At 73.1% G+C, this 19,071-nt stretch carries 1 protein-coding gene; it reads right to left on the bottom strand.

All coding sequences use genetic code 11. The annotated features are described in order from the left end of the window. Positions 1-110: 110 nt before the first annotated feature. Positions 111-18,854 carry a type I polyketide synthase gene (locus ACIBSV_RS26615; protein ID WP_395867211.1) on the bottom strand — a complete coding sequence of 6,248 codons (18,744 nt, stop codon included), beginning with the start codon at positions 18,852-18,854 and terminating at the stop codon, positions 111-113. Positions 18,855-19,071: the final 217 nt, after the last annotated feature.

Genomic DNA, 19,071 nt, shown 5'->3' with positions numbered 1-19,071 from the left:
GCGTTGTCGTACGGACACTTGCTTGCGTCGTTGTGCGGGTGCCGGTGTCGACGCATGCGCCGGTCGTCGTGCCGGTGTCGGTGTGCGTGCGGGCGCGGTTCGTCATCGGGTCACAGCTCGTTGTCGATGAAGTCGAAGAGATCGTCGTCGTCGGCCGTGCCGAGCTTTTCCGCGACGGATCCGCCGGTGTCGTCGCGGTGGTCCGCGCGGTGGGTGCCCGCGTCGGCGCCGAGCTTGGCGAGCAGTTCGCGCAGCCGGCCGGCCACCGCGTCGCGGGTGCCGCCGTCGGCCGCTCCGAGCCACGCCTCCAGGCGGTCGAGTTCGGCCGCGCCGGTGGATCCGGCGCCGTAGGTGCCGTCGGTGCCGTTCGCGGACTGCGCGAGCGCCTCGGCGGCGGCGAGTTCGGCGCCCAGGTGGTCGGCCAGTGCCGCCGGCGTCGGGTAGTTGAAGACCAGCGCCGCCGGCAACCGCAGCCCGGTCGCGGCGTTCAGCCGATTCCGCAGCTCGACCGCGGTCAACGAGTCGAAGCCCAGGTCGCGGAACTCCATTCCGGCGCCGATGCGATCCGCCGCGTCGAAGCCGAGCACCGAGGCCACGTGCGCGCGGACCGCGTCCAGGACCAGCCGAGGTCGATCGCCGGTACGCGCACCCAGCAGGGACCGGACCAGCGGCGGTACACCCGAGCCGGTGTCCGTGCGAGCCGCCGGGTCACCGGCGGTGGGTCGGCGCGAGCGGTTCCCGGCCGTCGGGCCGGTGCGCAGATTCCGGGTCAACGCGGCCAGTGGGCCGACCGGGCCGGCCTGCTCCTCGGCCCGGGACCGCATCGCGGCCGGGTCGAGCCGGGCGGGCAGCAGCGCCGCGCCGGCCGTGCCCGGCACCCGGTCGGGTCCGGTCGGGTCGGCGGTGGCACCGGCGGTCCCGGCCAGGGCCCGGTCGAACAGCGCGAACGCGTGTTCGGTGGGCAGCGGCAGGATGCCGTCGCGGGCCATGCGTTCGCGGTCCCGGTCGGTGAGTTCGCCGTCCATGCCGCCCGCCTCCCACGGTCCCCAGGCCAGCGAGGTGGCGGGCAGGCCGCGTGCCGCGCGGTGTCGGCCGAGGGCGTCCAGGAAGGTGTTGGCCGCCGCGTAGTTCGCCTGTCCGGCACTGCCGAACTGGCCCGCGGCCGAGGAGAACAGCACGAACGCGGAGAGCGCCCGGTCGATGGTCAACTCGTGCAGGTGCCAGGCCGCGTCCAGCTTCGGGCGCAGTACGCGGTCGATGCGTTCGGGGGTCATCGCCTCGAACAGTCCGTCGTCCAACACACCCGCCGAGTGCACGACGGCGGTCACCGGGTGCGCCGCCAGCAGGGCGGCCAGCGCGGTGCGGTCGGCGACGTCGCACGCGACGGTGCTCACCCGCGCGCCCAGCGCGGTCAACTCGGCGGCGAACTCGAGGGCGCCGGGCGCTTGTTCGCCGCGCCGCCCGGCCAGCACCAGCCGGCGGACCCCGTACTCGGTGACCAACCGGCGCACCACGAGGCCACCGAGGCGGCCGGACGCGCCGGTGACCAGGACGGTGTCATCCGCGCCGAGCACCGCGTGCGCGGCGACCGCGGCCGTCTCGGCATCCGCGCCGGCCGGCTCGGGGACCAGGCGGGGTACCAGGAGCGCGCCGTCGCGGATCGCGAACTGCGGCTCGTCGTCGCCCGCCGCGAGTACGGCGGGCAACCCGGTCGGGCCGGTGAGCGCCGGGATCCCGGCCGGTCCCCCGTCCAGGTCGACCAGCACGATCCGCCCGGGGTGCTCGGACTGCGCCGAGCGCAGCAGACCCCAGACCGCGGCCTGCGTCAGGTTCTCGATGCCGGACTCGTCGACGGTGTCCCGGGTGGACACCGCGTGTTGGGTGAGCAGGACGAGCCGGGCAGCGCCGAACCGGGTGTCCGCCGACCAGGCCCGCACGATGTCCGACGCCCGTCCGAGCGCGTCCCGCGCGGCGACCGGGAGGTCCCGGTCCCGCCCCTGCGAGGGCGTCGGTGACAGCGCGACGAGCACCGCGTCCGGTACCGGCGCGCCCGCGTCGATCGCGGCATCGAGCGCGGCGAGGTCGGCGTGTACCGTCCCCGCCCGCGCGGTACCGGTCGGGAGCGCGCCCGCGACCGCGCTCGCGACGTCGTGTCGGACATCGCCGATCACCGCCCACGTGGCGGGCACCGCCGACGCGGTCCGGGCGCTCGGCGCGGGTTCCCAGTCGATCCGATACAACGCGCCGTCCCGACCGCCCTGCGCGGCACGCAGCGCGTCGGCGGCGACCGGCCTGGTCACCAGCGAGGCCACCGACCCCACCGGTCGACCCGAGTGGTCGGCGAGGGTCACCGCGAAGCCGTCGCCGGCCACCGGCGCGATGCGCACCCGCAGCGTCGTGGCCGCGGTCGCGTACAGCGCGACCCCGGTCCACGAGAACGGCAACCGCACCGCGCCCGCAGCGTCACCGGCAAGCCCGATCGGGTGCAACGCAGCATCCAACAGGGCCGGATGCACCCCGAAACCCTCGGTCGACACGTCGGCGGGCAGCGCAACCTCGGCGAACAGCTCCTCACCGTGCCGCCACATCGCCCGAAGCCCCCGGAACACCGGCCCATAGCCGAGTCCTTGTGCGGCGAGCCGGTCGTAGCATCCGTCGATCGACACCGGCTCGGCGCCGACCGGCGGCCACGGCCCCTGCCCGTCTTCCGGCCCGAACGCCTCCGCGTCCGGCGCCCCACCCCTGGCCAGCACGCCCTGCGCATGCCTGGTCCAACCTTCCGTCGGACCGCCGGGGCGCTGCCGGCCGGAGTGGATGCTCAGCGTGCTGCGGCCCGCCTCGTCCGGCGCACCGACCACGAGCTGGATCCGAACCGCGTCGTCGTCGGTCAGCACGAGCGGTGCCTCGATGGTCAGTTCCTCGATCAGATCGCACCCGACCTCGTCGCCGGCCCGAAGCGCGAGCTCCACCAGCGCGGTACCGGGTACCGGCACGGTCCCGTGCACCGTGTGGTCGAGCAGCCACGGGTGGCTGTCCACGGACAACCGACCGGTGAACAACACACCCGCCGAGTCGGCCAGTTCGACCGCCGCACCGAGCAACGGGTGATCGGCGGCGGTCAGCCCGATCGACGCGGCGTCCCCGGACCGATCGACCACCGGGTCGAGCCAGTACCGCTGCCGCTGGAACGGGTACGTGGGCAACGCCACGCGCCGGGCTCCGGGAACGAACCCGGCCCATCGGATTTCGGCGACGGCACCCGTCACATGGAGCGTGGCCAGGGCGGTCAGCGCGGCATCAGGCTCCGGACGGTCCTTGCGCAGCACCGGAACCACGGTCACCGCGTCGTCGGCAGCCCGAATCCCGTCCCTGATCAACGCGGTGAGGGCGCCGTCCGGCCCGACCTCGACGAAGGAGACGACACCGTCGTCTTCCAGCACGCGAATCGCGTCATGGAAGCGAACCGGCTGCCGCACGTGGCGCACCCAGTACTCGGGATCCGTCCAGTCGGCATCGGTCGAGACGGTCGAGACCACCGCCAACTGCGGTTCCGCAAATGTCAGTTCTCGAACCACGTCACGGAAGCCATCGAGCATCGGGTCCATCAGCGGCGAATGGAACGCATGGCTGACCCGCAGCCGCCGCACCCGACGACCCAACCCCTCGAAGTGCGCCACGACCTCGGAAACCACAGCCTCGGCGCCGGAGACCACCACCGAATCCGGACCATTGATCGCGGCGATCCCGACGAGGTCATCCCGCCCCGCCAGCAACGGCAGAACATCCGCCTCGGCCGCACCGATCGCGGCCATCGCACCACCGACCGGCAACGCCTGCATCAACCGACCACGCGCCACCACCAGCCGGCACGCGTCCTCCAACGACAACACCCCGACCACATGCGCCGCCGCGATCTCACCCACCGAATGCCCGACCACCACATCCGGCCGCACACCCCACGACTCCAACAACCGGAACAACGCCACCTCGACCGCGAACAACGCCGGCTGCGCAAACCCCGTCCCATCCAGACCATCCACATCGCCCGAGATCACCTCGCGCAACGACCCACCCAAACCCGCGTCCAACCGCACGCACACCTCATCGAAGGCCGCGGCAAACACCGGGAAGCTCTCGTACAGCTCACGACCCATCCCGACCCGCTGACCACCCTGACCCGCGAACACGAACGCCAGGCGGCCGGATCCGCCGCGGGCGACACCGCGCACGACTCCCGGAGCCTCGGTGCCGGAGGCCACGGCCTCGGTGACACGCAGCAGCGTCTCCCTGTCGGTCCCGAACACCACCGCGCGGTGGTCCAGTCGGGGCTTGCCGGCCAGCGTGAACGCCACGTCGGAGACAGCCGTTTCGGCGTTCTCGGCCACGTGCGTACCGAGCCGGGCCGCCGTGGCGCGCAGGGCCTCGTCATCTGCGGCGGCAAACATCCAGGGGGTGGGAATCGCCCCGGCGAGCGCCGCCTCGGGTGTCGTGTCGGACGCCGCGCCGACCGGTTCCCGGTCCCCGACCTCGGGCTGCTCCACGATGACGTGTGCGTTGGTGCCGCTGACCCCGAAGGCGGAGATCCCGGCCCGGCGCGGTGCGCCCGTCTCCGGCCACGCCACCGGCTCCGTCAACAAGGACACCGCACCCGACGCCCAATCCACGTGCGGCGAGGGTTCGTCCACGTGCAACGTCCTGGGCAACACGCCATGACGCATCGCCTGGACCATCTTGATCACGCCACCCACACCCGCAGCCGCCTGCGCATGCCCGATGTTCGACTTCAACGACCCCAACCACAGCGGCCGCCCACCCTCACGCTCACGCCCATACGTCGCCAACAACGCCTGCGCCTCGATCGGATCACCCAACCGCGTCCCCGTACCGTGCGCCTCCACCGCGTCCACATCGGCAGCCGACAACCCCGCATCCGCCAACGCCGCCCGAATCACCCGCTGCTGCGACGGACCATTCGGCGCCGTCAAACCATTGCTCGCACCGTCCTGATTGATCGCGGTGCCCCGGACGACGGCCAGCACCTCGTGCCCGTTGCGGCGCGCGTCGGACAGTCGCTCCAGCAGCAACATCCCGACGCCTTCACCCCAACTGGTGCCGTCGGCCGCCGCCGAGAACGCCTTCGCCCTGCCGTCCGCCGCCAGGCCCCGCTGTCGGCTGAACTCGACGAAGACGCTGGGCGTGGCCATCACCGTCACGCCGCCCGCGAGCGCCAACGAGCACTCGCCGCTGCGCAGGGCCTGCGCGGCCAGGTGCAGCGCGACCAGCGACGACGAGCACGCGGTGTCCACCGTGACGGCGGGACCCTCCAGGCCGAACGTGTAGGCCACCCGGCCGGACGCGACACTGCCCGCACTGCCGTTGGCGAGGTATCCCTCGAACTCGCCGGCGTCGCCCGCCGAGTTCATCAGGCGGGAGCCGTAGTCGCCGTACATCACGCCGGCGAACACGCCGGTGCGGCTGCCGCGTACCGTCCGCGGGTCGATGCCGGCCCGCTCGAACGCCTCCCAGGACGTCTCCAGGAGCAGTCGCTGCTGCGGGTCGATGGTGAGCGCCTCGCGCGGCGAGATGCCGAAGAACACCGGGTCGAAGTCGCCCGCGTCGTGCAGGAAGCCGCCCTGGCGAACGTAGCTCTTGCCCTTGTGTTCCGGATCCGGGTCGAACAGGTTGGCCAGGTCCCAGCCGCGATCGGCCGGGAAGCCGGTGATCCCCTCGGCGCCTGCGGCGACCAGTCGCCACAGGTCCTCGGGCGAGCCGACGCCGCCCGGATAGCGGCAGCTCATCCCGACAATCGCGATCGGCTCGTCGTGGATGGCTACAGTCGGCGCAACGGCCGGCCGGGCAGCGTCCGTTGCCTCCGCCTCTCCCGTACCCGCCAGTTCGGCCCGTACGTGTTCGATCAACGCGGCCGGCGTGGGGTGGTCGAAGATCAGAGTGGCCGAGAGGCGCAGCCCCGTCGCCGTGTTGAGTCGGTTGCGCAGTTCGACGGCGGTCAGAGAGTCGAAGCCCAGGTCCTTGAAAGCCCGTTCCGGGTCCACCGACTCGGCGGTTCCGTGGCCGAGCACGGTGGCGACATGCTCGCGCACCAGTGTCGACACGGCGCGCTCGCGCTCCTCGGCGGACAGCCCCGACAGCCGCTCCCGGAGCGAACCGGCCGAGCGGTCCGCGCCGGCGCCGCCGCGTGCCACGCGACGGCTCGGCGCGGCGGGGACAAGGTCGCGCAGGACCGATGGCAGCCCGCCGTCGACGGCCTGGGCGCGCAGCGCGGCGGTGTCCCACCGGGCCGCGACGAGCAGGGCCGCGTCCGTACCGGTGGCCGCGTCGAACAGGGCGAGCCCGTCGTCGGCGGACAGCGCGAGCACGCCCGAGCGGTGCAGCCGGCTCAGGTCGGCGCCGCCGAGGCCGTCGGTCATGCCTTCGCTCTGTGCCCACAGGCCCCAGGCCAGCGAGGTGGCCGGCAGACCCGCCGCCCGCCGACGCACCGCGAGCGCGTCCAACGCCGCGTTCGCCGCCGCATAACCACCCTGACCCGCCGAACCCAACACACCCGCCGCCGACGAGAACAACACGAACGCGGACAACCCCCGCCCCCGCGTCAACTCGTCCAACAACAAAGCGCCGTCCACCTTCGCGGCCACCACACCCGCAACCCGCTCCGACGACAACGCCTCCACGACACCGTCATCCAGCACACCCGCCGCGTGCACCACCGCCGACACCGAACGACCCGCCAACAAACCCACCACCGACGCCCGATCCGAGACGTCGCACGCAACAACCTCCACCCGAGCACCCGAGGCAACCAACCCCGCCCGCAAACCCTCCACACCCGGCGCCGCCGAACCCCGCCGACTCACCAACACCAAATCCCGCACACCATGCCGAGACACCAGATGCCGAGCCACCAACCCACCCAGACTCCCGGTACCACCCGTCACCAACACCGACCCCGAACCCCAATCAGGCCCGGCAGCGTCCACGGGCGACGTGAACCGCGCCAAGCGCGCCGCGCGCACCGTGCCTTCGGATACCGACAGTTGCGGCTCACCCGATGCGACTACAGCGGTCACCAGTTCCGCCGAGGCGGCGTCCGAGGCGTCCACGTCCAGCAACACGAACCGACCCGGATGCTCCGACTGCGCCGACCGCACCAGACCCCACACCGCGCCCTGCGCCGGATCCCCGACCGCACCACACGTCACCACCACTAGCGTCGCGTCGGCCGTGCGCTCGTCGGCGAGCCAGGTCTGCACCACGTCCAGCGCACCGGCCGCCGCGTCCCGGGCGCTGCCCGCTGTGCCGACCCGGTACGTCACGACGTCCGCAACCGTGTCCAACGCACTCAGGTCCGAGCCGCTCGTGAGCTCGGGATGCCGTGTGACCGCCGAAGTCGTCCCGTGCGCGTCGACCGCGAGCGGAATCCAGTCCACCGTGTGCAGCGAACCTCGCGCCGTCGACCGACCGGCCGGCGCGGCGATCTCCGTCACCGGACGCAGCACCAGCGACGACGCGGACAACACCGGCCGGCCGGCGTCGTCGGCCAGCAGTACCGCAAGCCCGTTCCCGTCGGTCGGGGTGAGCCGGACACGTAGTGTCGTGGCGCCGGACGCGTGCAGTGCGACGTCGTTCCACACGAAGGGCAGTCGGGTCTGCTCGTCGACGTCCAGGACCAGCGGGTGCAGGGCCGCGTCGAGCAGGGCCGGATGCAGGCCGAATCCGTCCACCGACACGTCCGGCGGGAGCGCGACCTCCGCGTAGCGGATGTCGCCGCTGCGCCAGACCGCGCGCAGGCCCTGGAACGACGGGCCGTAGTCGTAACCGCGCTCGACCAGCAGAGCCCGGACCTCCGCAGGGTCGACCGGCGTTGCGGAGGTGGGCGGCCAGTCGGTCAGGTGGTCGTCCGGCTCCGCGGCGACGGGCGTGAGCGTGCCGGTGGCGTGTCGCTGCCACGTCGATTCGCCCACCGCGTCGCCGTCGTCCTCGACGCGCGAGTACAGCGCGAACGCGCGCCGTCCCGAATGCTCTTCCGCCGCCGCGACCCACAGCTGCACGACCACACCGCCACGCTCGCCGAGCAACAACGGCGCTTCCAGCATGAGCTCTTCCAGCAGCCCGCACCCGACCTCGTCACCGGCTCGAACCGCCAGTTCCACGTACGCCGTTCCGGGCAGCACGATCGCGCCGCCGACCACGTGATCGGCCAGCCACGGGTGCGTGCGCAGCGACAGCCGGCCCGTGAACAGCACGCCACCACCGTCGGCACGTTCCGCCGCCGCACCCAGCAAGGGGTGGCCCGAGTCGCCCATTCCGACCGAGGCGAGATCGGCCGAACGATCGAGCAGGTCGTCCAGCCAGTAGTGGTGCCGCTGGAACGCGTAGGTCGGCAGGTCCACGCGGCGTGCGCCCGGATGGAAGCCGGCCCACGAAACGTCGGGCGCGGCGCCGTTCACATACAGCGTGGCGAGCGCGACCATCGCGGTGTCCGACTCGGGCCGGTCCTTGCGCAGCACGGGTACGGTCACCGCACGCTCCGGCTCACGCAGCCCGTCACGAACCAACGCCGTCAGCGCGCCGTCCGGACCCAGTTCGACGAACCCGCGCGCGCCCTGGACCTCCAACGTGACCACGGCGTCGTGGAACCGGACCGGCTGTCGCACATGCCGGACCCAATACTCGGGATCGCTCCACTCGCCCTCGACCACCGCACCGGTGACCGTCGAGACGGCCGCCAACTCCCGTGCACCGAAAGACAATCCTTCGACCACGCGGCGGAACTCGTCGATCATCGGGTCCATCAGCGGCGAATGGAACGCATGGCTGACCCGCAGCCGCCGCACCCGACGCCCCAACCCCTCGAAATGCGCCACGATCTCGGCAACCACAGCCTCCGCACCGGAGACCACCACCGAATCCGGACCATTGATCGCGGCGATCCCGACGAGGTCATCCCGACCTTCGATCAACGGCAGAACATCCGCCTCCGCAGCACCGATCGCCGCCATCGCACCACCGACCGGCAACGCCTGCATCAACCCACCACGCGCCACCACCAGCCGGCACGCGTCCTCCAACGACAACACACCAGCCACATGCGCTGCCGCGATCTCACCCACCGAATGCCCGACCACCACATCCGGCCGCACACCCCACGACTCCAACAACCGGAACAACGCCACCTCGACCGCGAACAACGCCGGCTGCGCAAACCCGGTCTCGTCCAGACCATCCACATCGCCCGAGATCACCTCGCGCAACGAACCCTCACCCAGCTCCACTTCCAGCCGGTCGCACACCTCGTCGAACGCCGCCGCGAACACCGGGAAGGCCGCGAACAAACCACGACCCATCCCGACCCGCTGACCACCCTGACCCGCGAACACGAACGCCAGGCGGCCGGATCCGCCGCGGGCGACACCGCGCACCAGCCGGGGTCCTTCGCGGTCTTCGACCAACGCGTCGAGCGCCGCCGCGAGTTCGGCGTGGTCGTCCACGAACAACACGGCCCGGTCGTCGAGCGCGGCGCGCCCGGTGGCCAGTGAGTGGCCCAGGTCGACCAGCGGTGTGTCCATCGCCGTGGCTACGAACGCCCGGAGACGAGTGGCCTGTTCACGCAGCGCCGCGGCACCGAGCCCGGACAACGGAATCGGGGTCGGCAGTGCTGCCCGCACCGAATCCGTCTCGGCTTGCGGCTCGCCGGCGGCGACCGTCGGGCTCTCCTCGACGTCGGGCCGCTCCAGGATCACGTGCGCGTTGGTGCCGCTCACGCCGAAGGCGGAGATGCCGGCCCGGCGCGGTGCGCCCGTCTCCGGCCACGCCACCGGCTCCGTCAACAAGGACACCGCACCCGACGCCCAATCCACCTGTGGCGAGGGTTCGTCCACGTGCAACGTCCTGGGCAACACGCCGTGACGCATCGCCTGGACCATCTTGATCACGCCACCCACACCCGCAGCCGCCTGCGCATGCCCGATGTTCGACTTCAACGACCCCAACCACAGCGGCCGCCCACCCTCACGCTCACGCCCATACGTCGCCAACAACGCCTGCGCCTCGATCGGATCACCCAACCGCGTCCCCGTACCGTGCGCCTCCACCGCGTCCACATCGGCAGCCGACAACCCCGCATCCGCCAACGCCGCCCGAATCACCCGCTGCTGCGACGGACCATTCGGCGCCGTCAAACCATTGCTCGCACCGTCCTGATTGATCGCGGTACCGCGGATCACCGCGAGCACGCGGTGTCCGTTGCGGCGCGCGTCCGACAGCCGCTCCAGGGCGAGCAGGCCGACGCCCTCCGCCCAGCCCGTGCCGTCCGCCGAGGCCGCGAACGAGCGGCAGCGGCCGTCCGGGGAGAGGCCGCGCTGCCGGCTGAACTCCAGGAACACGCCGGGCTTCGCCATCACCGTCACGCCGCCCGCCAGTGCGAGCGAGCACTCGCCGCGCCGCAGCGCCTGGCCGGCGAGATGCAGTGCGACCAGCGACGACGAGCACGCGGTGTCCACCGTGACGGCGGGGCCCTCCAGGCCCAGGGCATAGGCCACCCGGCCGGAGATCACCGCGGCGGCGTTGCCGGTCAGGAAGTAGCCCTCCAGGCCCTCGGGTGCCTCGTGCAGGTGCGGGCCGTAGTCCTGGCCGTTGGAGCCGACGAAGACACCGGTGTGTGTGCCCGTCAAAGAGGCCGGGTCGATCCCGGCGTGCTCGAACGCCTCCCAGGAGGCCTCCAGGAGCAGCCGCTGCTGCGGGTCCATCGCAAGCGCCTCACGCGGCGAGATGCCGAAGAACGACGCGTCGAACTCGCCGGCGGTGTGCAGGAATCCGCCCTGCCGCGTGTAGCTGGTCCCGGCGTGCGCAGGGTCGGGGTGGTACAGCGCGTCCAGGTCCCAGCCGCGGTCGACCGGGAAGCCGGTGATGCCCTCGCGGCCTTCCGCGACCAACTGCCACAGTTCCTCGGGCGAGGTCACCCCGCCCGGGTAGCGGCAGCTCATTCCGACGATCGCGATCGGCTCGCCCGGATCGACCCGCACCGCGGGCACGGTCGGGCCGGCCGTGTCACCAAGCCCGGAATCCGCGGCGGCGCCGAAGAGTTCGTCGAGCAGGTAGCGGGCCAGGCCGTCCGGGGTCGGGTAGTCGAAGACCAGGCTGCCCGCCAGGCGCAGACCCGTGCTCGCGTTGAGGCGGTTGCGGATGTCGACCGCGGTGAGCGAGTCGAAGCCGAGTTCCTTGAAGGTGCGGTGCGCCTCGATCGCGGCGACCGAGGCGTGACCCAGGACTCCGGCGGCCGCGCCGCGAACGAGTTCGCGCAGCGCGTGCAGCCGTTCGCTCGCGGGCAACCCGGCCAGGCCGGCCGGCAGCGCGGTGGTCGCGGATTCGGCGGTGTGGTCGTCGGCCGTCCCGGCCAGGGCTCGCCGGACCTCGGGCAGGTCACCGATCAGCGGGCTGGGCCTGGTCACGGTGAAGGTGGTGGCGAACCGGGCCCACTGCACATCGGCGACCGCGAGGAAGGTCTCGTCGTCCGCGAGGGCCTGGCCGAGCACGGTCAGCGCGGCCTCGGGGTCCATCGCGGTGACGCCGAGGCGCTCGAATCGCTCGCCGGTGTCACCGGCGGACATCCCCGCTCCGGCCCACGCCCCCCATGCCACCGACGTGGCGGTCAGTCCTCGGGCCCGGCGGCGCTCGGCGATCGCGTCCAGCTCGGCGTTCGCGGCGGCGTAGGCGCCCTGCCCGCCGCCGCCCCACACGCCCGCGTTGGAGGAGATCAGCACGAAGGCGTCCAGGTCGTCGCCGGGGGTGCCGGCGAACAGCGCGTCCAGATGCTCTGCGCCGAGCGCCTTTCCGGCCAGTACGGCCTCGGTCTCGGCCGGGTCGGCGTCCAGGAGCGGCGTGGACCGCATGACGCCGGCGGCGTGTACGACGGTGCGGATCGGGCCGTGCTCGGTGTGTACCCGCTCGACCAGTTCGACCAGCGCGGCCCGGTCGGCGGTGTCGCACGCGGCGACGGTCACCCGCGCGCCCAGCGCGCTCAGTTCGGCGACCAGGGCGGCGGCGCCCGGCGTGTCCGGGCCCCGCCTGCCGGTCAGCACCAGGTGCTCGGCGCCGCGCGCCACCAGCCAGCGGGCGAGGTGTGCGCCGAGCGCGCCGGTCCCGCCGGTCACCAACGCGGTGCCCCGGGTGTGCCATTCGGCGGTCGGCCCGACCACGCGGGGGGCGCGGGTCAGGCGTCGGCCGAACACGCCGGACGGGCGCAGCGCCACCTGGTCCTCGTCCGAGTCCGCGAGGACCGCCACGAGGGCCCGGTAGGTCCGCTCGTCGGGGGTCTCCGGCAGATCGATCAAGCCGCCCCAGCGCTGCGGGTGTTCGAGCGCCGCGACCCGGCCCAGACCCCATACCGCCGCCGATCCGGGCGTCGGCGCGGCGTCGGTGTCGTGACCGCCGGGAACCACGACCGCGCCTCGGGTGAGCGTCCACAGCCTGGCCGGTACGTCCGCGTGCGCCAGTGCCTGGATCAGCGTCAGCACGGCCGAGGTCCGCGTCGACAGCCCGGACCCGCCTGCCGTGTCGGTCAGGGCGGTCAGGCAGAGAACGCCGTCGACGTGGGAGACCTCGTCACGCGCCGCGCGCAGTGCGGCGGCGAGCTTCGCGCGGTCCGGGGCGCCGCCGGCGACGGGGACGGTGCGCACGGTGGCGCCGCGTGCGGTGAGTTCCGCGGCGATCGCGGCGGCGATCGTGTCGTCGTCGGCGGTCGCGTCCGCCGACGTGATCAGCAACCAGGTGCCGGTCGCGGTGGGCGCGGCCGACTCGGGAATCGGCTGCCAACCGATCCGGTAGCGCCACCCGTCGATGGTGGACCTCTCCCGACGCTGCCGGCGCCACGAGGACAGGATCGGCAGTGCCTCCTCCAGCGAGCGCCGGTCGTCGGCGTCCGTCGCCGGCATCTCGGGCAGCGCCGTCGGGTCCTCGTCGTCCACGGCGGCCCAGAACGCGGCCTCCTCCGGATCCTGCTCCCGTTCCGATCCGGCGGCCGGCACGTCCAACCAGTAGTGCTCACGCTGGAAGGCGTAGGTCGGCAGGTCGACCGGCGGTGCGTCGTCGGCGTCGTCGGTGCCGGCGAACGCGGGCGACCAGTCCACCTCGACGCCCTGGACGTACGCCTCGCCCAGCGATTCGAGGAAGCGCGCCGGGCCGCCGTGGTCGCGGCGCAGCGTGCCCACGGTCACCGCGTTCGCGTCGACCGCGTCCAGCGTGCCCTGTACGCCCACCGTCAGCACCGGGTGCGGGCTCGACTCGATGAACGCGCCGATCCCGTCGGCCAGCAGCGCCCGTGTGGCCAGGTCGAACCGCACCGGCTCGCGCAGGTTGCGGAACCAGTAGGCGGCATCCAACCCGGCCGTGTCCAGGCGCTCGCCGGTCACCGCCGAGTAGAACGGGATCACCGACGAACGCGGCACGATCGGGCCCAGGATCTCCAGGAGTTCCGCCCGCAGGTCCTCCACCTGCGCGGAGTGCGACGCGTAGTCCACCGGGATCCGCCGGGCCCGTACGTCCTCGGCCTCGTACCCGGCCAGCAGTTCGTCCAGCGCGTCCGGCTCACCGGAAACCACCGTCGACGCGGGGCCGTTCACCGTCGCCACGCTCACGCGCCCGGACCAGCGCGGCAATCGCGCCTCGACGTCCGCGACCGGCAGGGGTATGGACACCATGCCGCCCCGGCCGGCCAGCGACACGGCGATCGCCCGACTGCGCAGCGCGACCACCCGGGCCGCGTCCGACAGCGACAGCGCGCCCGACACGCACGCGGCCGCGATCTCGCCCTGCGAATGCCCCACCACGGCCGAGGGCACCACACCGAACGAGCGCCACAGCTCGGCCAGCGACACCATGACCGCGAACAACACCGGCTGGACCACGTCCACCCGGTCCAGCCCGCCGGCCTCCGGATCCTCGGCGCGCAGCACCTCGGTCAGCGACCAGTCGACGAATTCCGTCAACGCCGCCTCGCACTCCGCGATCCGCGCCGCGAATACCGGGGACGTGTCGAGCAACTCACGCGCCATGCCCACCCATTGCGAGCCCTGGCCGGGAAAGACCAGGGCCACCGCACGCCCGCTCACCGCGGCCTCGGCCCGCACGCCCTGGCCCGCCGCCAGGGACGCGAGCCCGTCGAGCAGTGTGTCCCGGTCCGTGCCGACCAGCACCGCGCGGTGCTCCATCGCGGCACGCGTGTTCACCAGCGCCCGAGCGATCGGCGCGGGCGTCGCCCGCGGATCGGCCGCCACGTACGCGCGCAGCCGTTCGGCCTGCGCGGGCAGCGCGGCGGCGGAGCGGGCGGAGAGCACCCAAGGGACCGGGGTCGGCGCCGGTCGCGGGTCCGCCGGTGCCGGGGTCGGGGTCGGCTTCGAGGCCGCGCTCGGGAAGCCCTGTTCCAGGACCACGTGTGCGTTGGTGCCGCTGATCCCGAACGAGGAGACCGCGGCCCGGCGCGGCGCGCCGGTCTCGGGCCACGTCCGCTGCTCGGTCAGCAGCGCCACCGCGCCCGAGGCCCAGTCCACGTGCGGGGAGGGCGCGTCGACGTGCAGCGTGCGGGGCAGTTCGGCGCGGCGCAGCGCCTCCACCATCTTGATCACGCCCGCGACCCCGGCGGCGGCCTGGGTGTGTCCGATGTTCGACTTCAACGACCCCAGCCACAAAGGCTGTTCGGCCGCATGCTCGCGTCCGTACGTGGCCAGCAGCGCGTGCGCCTCGATCGGGTCGCCCAGCGCGGTGCCGGTGCCGTGTGCCTCCACCGCGTCCACGTCCGCCGCGGACAGACCCGCGTCGGCCAGCGCCGCGCGGATGACCCGTTCCTGGGCGAGGCCGTTCGGCGCGGTCAGGCCATTGCTGGCACCGTCCTGGTTGATCGCCGAGCCGCGCAGCACGGCCAGGATCCGGTGGCCGTTGCGCAGCGCGTCCGAGCGCCGTTCCAGGACCACGATGCCGGCGCCCTCGGCCCAGCCGGTGCCGTCCGCCGCCGCCGCGAACGCCTTGCACCGACCGTCCGCGGACAGGCCGCGCTGGCGGCTGAACTCGACGAACATGCCGGGCGAGGACATCACCGCCACGCCGCCGGCCAGGGCCAGGCCGCATTCGCCGCGCCGCAGCGCCTGGGCCGCCCAGTGCAGCGCGACCAGCGAGGACGAGCACGCCGTGTCCACGGTGATCGCGGGGCCTTCCAGGCCGAGCGTGTAGGCGACCCGGCCGGAAGCGACGCTGACCGTGCTGCCGGTGAGCAGATAGCCCTCATGGCCGGCGGCGGCCTCGTGCAGGCGGGCGCCGTAGTCCTGGGCCATCGCGCCGACGAAGACGCCGGTGCGGCTGCCGCGCAGCGAGTCGGGGTCGATTCCGGCGTGTTCCAGCGACTCCCAGGAGGTCTCCAGGAGCAGCCGCTGCTGCGGGTCCATGGCCTGCGCCTCGCGCGGCGAGATACCGAAGAAGGCCGCGTCGAACTCGGTTGCGTCGTAGAGGAATCCGCCGTGGCGGGTATAGCTGGTGCCGGACCGGTCCGGGTCCTGGTCGTAGAGGTTGTCCAGGTCCCAGCCCCGGTTGGTCGGGAACACCGAGACGGCGTCGGTGCCGTCCGCGACCAGTCGCCACAGGTCCGCGGGCGATCGCACGCCGCCCGGCAGTCGGCAGCTCATTCCCACGATCACGATGGGATCGTCCGCGTCGCGCTCCGCACTCGCGGCCGCGTCGAGGCGCGCGTCGGGCCCGGGCTCGTCGGCGCCGGGGTCGGTGCCGAGCAGGAGGGTACGCAGGTGTTGCCCGGTGGCCGCACCGGTCGGGTGGTTGAACAGCAGCGTGGGTGGAAGGTCGAGCCCGGTGGCGGCGGTGAGGCGGTCGCGCAGTTCGACCAGGCTCACCGAGTCGAAGCCGAGGTCCTTGAACGACAGGGTCGCGTCCACCGATCCGGCGGAACCGTGTCCGAGTACGACGGCGATGTGGCCGAGGACCAGGTCGGTCAGCGTCCTGGTCTGCTCGGCCTCGCCGAGTCCGGCCAGGCGCCGTACGAGCGGGTTCGCCTCGGTCTCGCGCCGCTCGTCGCCGTCCGCGTCGATCGCCGCCGCGACGGGCGCGGCGACCGACGCCGCCGGGCGTCGCCCTGTCGGTACGTCCAGCCAGTGGCGCTCGCGCTGGAACGCGTAGGTGGGCAGCGGCACCCGGCGCGTGTCGGTGTGCGCGAAGGCGGCCGAGAGGTCGACGGCGACGCCTTGGACGTACGCCTCGCTCAGCGACCGCAGCAGGCGGTCCGCGCCGCCGTCGTTGCGGCGCAGCGTGCCGAGGGTGATCGCGTCGGCACCGCTCTCGTCGACGGTGCCACGCACCCCGACCGTGAGCACCGGATGCGGGGTCGCCTCGACGAACGCGCCGATCCCGTCCGCGAGCAGCGCCCGTGTGGCCAGGTCGAACCGCACCGGCTCGCGCAGGTTGCGGAACCAGTAGGCGGCATCCAACCCGGCCGTGTCCAGGCGCTCGCCGGTCACCGCCGAGTAGAACGGGATCACCGACGAACGCGGCACGATCGGGCCCAGGATCTCCAGGAGTTCCGCCCGCAGGTCCTCCACGTGTGCCGAGTGGGACGCGTAGTCCACCGGGATCCGTCGACCCTCGACGCCGTCCGCGGCCAGCGCGCCGATCAGTTCCTCCAGCGCGTCCGGGTCACCGGAAACCACGGTTGAGGCGGGCCCGTTGACCGTCGCCACGCCGATCCGGCCGGTCCACGCGGAAAGGCGCTCCTCGGTGTCGGCGAGCGGCAGCGGTACGGACACCATGCCGCCGCGCCCGGCCAGCGACCGCGCGATCGCCTGACTGCGCAACGCCACCACGCGCGCCGCATCCGACAACGTCAGCCCGCCCGCGACACACGCCGCCGCGATCTCACCCTGCGAATGACCCACCACCGCGGCCGGCACCACACCGAACGAGCGCCACACCCGCGCCAACGACACCATCACCGCGAACAACACCGGCTGGACCACATCCACCCGGTCCAACGACGGCGCACCCGCACCGCCCCGCAACACCTCGACCAGCGACCAGTCGACGAACTCCGCCAACGCCGCCTCACACTCCGCGGCCCCAGCCGCGAATACGGGCGATGTGTCCAGGAGTTCGGCCGCCATGCCGACCCACTGCGACCCCTGACCCGGAAACACCAGCGCGACCGGACGCTCGGCGCCGCCGACCCCGCGCACCACGCCGGCGTCGGGCAGGTCGTCGGCCGCCGCGAGCGAGGTGAGCGCGGCGAGCAGTTCGGTGCGTCCGGTGCCGAGCAGCACGGCGCGCTGCTCGAAGGCGGACCGGGTCCCGGTCAGCGCACGACCCACCTCGGCCACCGTGAACTCGGGCCGCTTCGTCACGAAGTCGCGCAGCCGGGCCGCCTGTTCGATCAGGGCGGGCTCGGTACGGCCGGACACCACCCACGGCAGCGTGGTCGAGGTGTCGTCGTCCTGCGCGTCGGCCGTCCCGGAGTCGGTCGGCGCGTCCGGAGCGGAGGACAGCACCAGGTGGCAGTTGGTCCCGCCCATGCCGAACGAGGAGACCCCCGCGAGCAGTTCGCCGTCGGGTGCGGTCCATTCGCCGGTGTCCCGGCTGACCCGGAGGTTGAGTCCGGCGAAGTCGATGTCGGGATTGGGTACTTCGAAGTTGAGGCTGGGCACCAGTTCGCGGTGCTCCAGGCACAGCACGGTCTTGAGCAGGCCGACGATGCCGGCGGCGCCTTCGAGGTGGCCGACGTTGGTCTTGGCGGAGCCGACCAGCAGGGGGCCGCGGGATCGATCGGCGCGGGCCGCGCCGATCACCGCGCCCAGTGCGGCGGCCTCGATCGGGTCGCCGACCCGGGTGCCGGTGCCGTGCAGTTCGACGTACTGGACGTCGGCGGGATCGACGCCGGCCGCGCGGTAGGCGGCGCGCAGCACGTCCTGTTGGGCGAGCGGGTTGGGCGCGGTGAGCCCGGCCCCGCCGCCGTCGTTGTTGACCGCGCCGCCGCGGATCACGCAGTGGATGTGGTCGCCGTCGCGGCGGGCGAGGTCCAGCGGCTTGAGCACGATCAGCGCGCCGCCCTCGCCGCGCACGTAGCCGTTGGCCCGGGCGTCGAAGGTGTGGCAACGACCGTCGGGCGACAGGCCGCCGAACTTGGCGGCGCCCAGGGTGCTGTCCGGGATCAGGTTCAGGTTCACGCCGCCGGCCACGGCGAGGGTGGTCTCGCCCCGGCGCAGGCTCTCGCAGGCCAGGTGCACGGCGACCAGTGCGGACGACTGGGCCGCGTCCACGGACATGCTGGGTCCGCGCAGGCGCAGCAGGTACGAGAGGCGGTTGGCGAGCACGCCGCGCTGCAGGCCGGTGACGGTGTGCCGGTCGACCGCCTCGGGGCCGGCCTGGTGCACCAGTCGCGCGTAGTCGTCGTAGTTGGCGCCGATCCAGACCCCGGTCGCGCTGTCGGCCAGGCTCGCGGGCACGATGCCGGCGTTCTCGAACGCCTCCCAGCCCAGCTCCAGGGCGAGTCGCTGCTGCGGGTCCATCGAGCGGGCCTCGCGCGGGCTGATTCCGAAGAACGCCGGGTCGAACCGGTCGACGTCGTCGATGAAGCCGCCCCACCGGGTGTTCATCCGGCCGGGGACGCTCGGGTCGGGGTCGTAGTACGCGTCCGCGTCCCAGCGGTCGGCGGGGGGTTCGGTGATGCCGTGGCCACCGGCGCGCAGCAGCGCCCGGAAGGCGGCCGGGTCCGGCGCCTTCGGCAGCCGGCAGGAGATGCCGATCACCGCGATGGAGTCGTCTGCCGGCTGCACGGACGCGGACTTCCTGGCCATGGTGCTGGTACCCCCGTACCGAAAACGGATGGATCGAACGGTCGAGCGGAGTGTCGGGGCGGGACTCGGCCGCTCACCGAACGGCGAGTGCGAGCGAGGACGGGCGGCGGACGACGGCCGATGGGCGGTGGGCGGTGGGCGGTGGGTGCCGGCGGTGAGTGTCGGCGGCGGGCGGCGGTGCGAACGAGGCGACCGCATGCCGTGCGACCCCGTCGAG

Origin of the sequence: Embleya sp. NPDC050154 (assembly GCF_044460165.1) — a bacterium.
Lineage (GTDB): Bacteria > Actinomycetota > Actinomycetes > Streptomycetales > Streptomycetaceae > Embleya.
The sequence above is the reverse complement of the archived record's forward strand: the minus strand, read 5'-3'. Positions and strand labels throughout refer to the sequence as shown.